The organism is Delftia sp. ZNC0008, from assembly GCF_000799035.1.
GTDB lineage: Bacteria > Pseudomonadota > Gammaproteobacteria > Burkholderiales > Burkholderiaceae_C > Comamonas > Comamonas tsuruhatensis.
The window spans coordinates 1-3,102 of the sequence record NZ_JTKZ01000421.1 but is presented as its reverse complement, the minus strand read 5'-3'; the positions used below and the strand labels follow the sequence as shown (position 1 = coordinate 3,102).

The window sequence follows — 3,102 nt, the reverse complement described above, 5'->3', positions numbered from 1 at the left end:
CCGCGTAGTCGGCCACCTTCCAGCCCGTGGAGACCCTGGTCACCGTGGGCGTGACCTACCTGGTGCTGACCACGCTGGTGACCCAGGTCACGGCTGCCGTGGAGTACCGCTTCGACGTGGAGGGCCGCCACAAATGAGCGCCGACAAGCTGGCACGGGGCATGCCCTACATCGTGGCCGACAAGGTCACCAAGTCCTTCGGCAGCCACCAGGTGCTCAAGGGCGTTTCCACGCAGTTTTGCACGGGCGAGGTGACGGTGATCATCGGCGCCTCGGGCTCGGGCAAGTCCACGCTGCTGCGCGCCATCAACCGGCTGGAGCCGCATGATGGCGGGCGCATCACCATCGACGGCGTCGAAGTCACCGACAACGAAGCCACGCTGCAAAAGCAGCGCTGCGAAGTGGGCATGGTGTTCCAGCAGTTCAACCTGTTCGGCCACATGACGGTGCTGGACAACGTGACCCTGGCGCCGCGCCGCATCCACAAAACGCCGCGCGCCCAGGCCAATGCCAAGGCCATGGCCCTGCTGGAGCGCGTGGGCATGCAGGCCCATGCCCACAAGTACCCTTGGCAGCTGTCGGGCGGCCAGCAGCAGCGCGTGGCCATTGCCCGCGCCCTGGCCATGGAGCCGCAGGTGATGCTGTTCGACGAGCCCACCAGCGCGCTGGACCCGGAGATGGTGCAGGAGGTGCTGGACGTGATGCGCGAGCTGGCACGCGGCGGCATGACCATGATCGTGGTCACCCACGAAATGGGCTTCGCCCGCGAGGTCGCCGACCGCGTGATGTTCTTCGACCAGGGCTGCATCGCCCACGAGGCGCCACCGGCCGAATTCTTCGGCAACCCGGCCAGCGAGCGGATCGCGGCATTCATCGGGCGCATGGGGCATTGAGGCCGAAGCCCTGATTCGTCGCCTTGCGTGCCCTCATGCGCAGGGGGCATGCCGTTGTCGCCTTGCGTGTCCATGACTACCATGCGTCATTGACCTGAAAGGAGCCTGGCCATGACTACCATGACGATCCACGATCTGGATGAAGACCTGCAGGCCCGGCTGCGTCTGCAGGCGGACCTGCACGGCCACTCCATGGAAGAAGAGGCCCGCAACATCTTGCGCGCGGCACTCGCAGCCAATGCGGCGGAGGGGCATTCACTGTTCGACTCCATCCGGGCCCGGGTCGAGCCCCTGGGCGGCGTTGAACTGGTGCTTGCGCAGCGCGAGCCCATTCGCAATCCGCTGGGTGCCAGCCGGTGATCATTCTCGACACCAACGTCCTGTCCGAGGCTCTGCGCCCCGATCCCGACAGGCGCGCCATGGAATGGCTGGCCAGCCAGCCCCGCTCCAGTTTGCTCACCACAGCCATCACGCGCGGCGAATTGCTGTACGGCGTCCTGCTGTTGCCGCAGGGACAGCGCAAGCATGGGTTGCTGGCTGCAGTGCAGGCCATCTTGGACATCGATATGGCAGGCCGCGTCCTGGAGTTCGACAACGGTGCCGCTGACACTTATGCGCAGATCGCTGCGGCCTGAAGGCAGTCCGGCAGACCCATCAGCCAGTTCGACGCCATGATTGCGGCCATCGCCCGCTCAAGGGGAGCCAGCCTTGCCACCCGCAATGTGCGGGACTTTGCGGACTGCGGGGTCACGGTCATCGATCCCTGGCAGCGCTGAATCTGCCGCGCAGGGCTCAGACCCGCTTGCAGCGGCACACAAGCGTGCCTCAATCCTCCAGCTCGGCAGCCGAAGGCGGCGACAGCACCGCCGGGCGGCCTGCGGGCACGGGGACCGGCGCCTCGGGCGGCTCGTAGCGCGGCAGGCCGGGCAGGTTCACGGTTTCCGCATCCAGCGTGATTTCGGAGACGCGGCGCGGGGTGCCTATGGGCACGCCGGCCTGGCCCTTGCGCATGGCGGCCATATCTTCCAGGCTGGGGTAGCGGCCCAGCAGCCAGTAGTCGAACACGCGGCGCGCCAGCGGTGCGGCGGCAGCGGCACCGAAGCCGGCGTTCTCCACGATGGCAGCGACGGCAATGGTGGGGTTGTCGGCCGGCGCGTAGGCGATGTACAGCGAGTGGTCGCGCTGGAACTCGGACAGGCGTGCCGCGTTGTACTTCTCGTTCTGGCGCACGCCCACGGCCTGGGCCGTGCCGGTCTTGCCGGTGGAGGTGTAGGGCGCGTTGCCGAAGATGCCGCGCGAGGTGCCCTCCACCGTCACGGCGGCCACGGCGGCGCGCACGGCCTCCACGTTCTCGGGCTTGTAGCCCATGCTGGTGCCAGGGTCCTTGTTGATGGCCGAGAACTGCTGCGTGACGGCATCGACACGGCCCACGGCCAGGTGGGGGCGGTGCTTGACGCCCTTGGCCGCCAGCGTGGACATGGCATTGGCCAGCTGCAGGATGGTGAAGTTGTTGTAGCCCTGGCCGATGCCCAGCGAGATGGTCTCGCCCGCGTACCACTTCTTCTGCTCGGGCCGCTTGTAGGTGTTGCGCTTCCACTCGGTGCTGGGCAGCACGCCGCGCGCCTCGCCGCGCACATCGATGCCGGTGAGCTGGCCGAAGCCCAGCGGCTTCATGTAGTCGTGGATCATGTCCACGCCCATGTCGTTGGCCAGCATGTAGTAGTACACGTTGGACGACTTGATGATGGAGCGGCGCAGGTTGGTCGGCCCGTTGGGGTGGCCCGAGCGGAAGGTGTGGCCGCCGAAGGTCCAGCTGCCGTTGTCCATGATGGTGGTGTCGGGGCGGCGCTTGCCCGACTCCAGCGCGGCAATCGCCATGAAGGGCTTGTAGGTGGAGCCCGGCGGATAGGTGCCCCGCAGCGCGCGGTTGAGCAGCGGGCGGTTGATGGATTCGTTGAGCGTGGTCCAGCTCTCCTGGTCGATGCCATCGACGAAGAGGTTCAGGTCGAAGGTGGGACGGCTGACCATGGCCAGCACTTCGCCGCTGCGCGGATCGATGGCCACCAGGGCGCCGCGGCGGTCGCCGTACAGCTCCTCCACCATGCGCTGCAGCTTGATGTCCAGCGACAGCACCAGGCTGTCGCCGGGCGTGGCGGGGCGGCTGCCGAGCTTGCGCACGGCATGTCCGCCGGCCGAGGTTTCCATTTCCT

At 67.3% G+C, this 3,102-nt stretch carries 4 protein-coding genes and 1 pseudogene; 4 read left to right on the top strand and 1 reads right to left on the bottom strand.

The window, feature by feature from the left end; genetic code table 11:
- Window positions 1-8: 8 nt before the first annotated feature.
- From L995_RS33130 to L995_RS13820, 4 genes and pseudogenes are all read left to right on the top strand, one after another.
- Window positions 9-137 (top strand): annotated as a pseudogene (locus tag L995_RS33130) (amino acid ABC transporter permease); the annotation flags it as partial.
- Complete coding sequence (locus L995_RS13830; protein ID WP_016448544.1) at window positions 134-892, top strand: amino acid ABC transporter ATP-binding protein; 759 nt, start codon at window positions 134-136, stop codon at window positions 890-892. The pseudogene L995_RS33130 and the gene L995_RS13830, both read left to right, overlap by 4 nt.
- Window positions 893-1,003: 111 nt before the next feature.
- Window positions 1,004-1,252: a FitA-like ribbon-helix-helix domain-containing protein gene (locus L995_RS13825; protein ID WP_016453586.1), complete on the top strand. Its 249-nt coding sequence runs from the start codon at window positions 1,004-1,006 to the stop codon at window positions 1,250-1,252.
- On the top strand, window positions 1,249-1,527 hold the full coding sequence (locus L995_RS13820) for a PIN domain-containing protein (RefSeq protein ID WP_231574427.1): 279 nt from the start codon (window positions 1,249-1,251) through the stop codon (window positions 1,525-1,527). Before L995_RS13825 ends, L995_RS13820 begins: the two co-directional genes overlap by 4 nt.
- Before the next feature lie 190 nt (window positions 1,528-1,717).
- Here the strand turns inward: L995_RS13820 and mrdA are convergent.
- Window positions 1,718-3,102 (bottom strand): penicillin-binding protein 2 (mrdA, locus tag L995_RS13815; RefSeq protein WP_047472314.1); only part of this gene is annotated, 1,385 nt, incomplete at its 5' end.

Coding starts and splice junctions, on each gene's coding strand:
- L995_RS13830 (WP_016448544.1), top strand. CDS start 134: ATGAGCGCCGACAAGCTGGCACGGGGCATGCCCTACATCGTGGCCGAC.
- L995_RS13825 (WP_016453586.1), top strand. CDS start 1,004: ATGACTACCATGACGATCCACGATCTGGATGAAGACCTGCAGGCCCGG.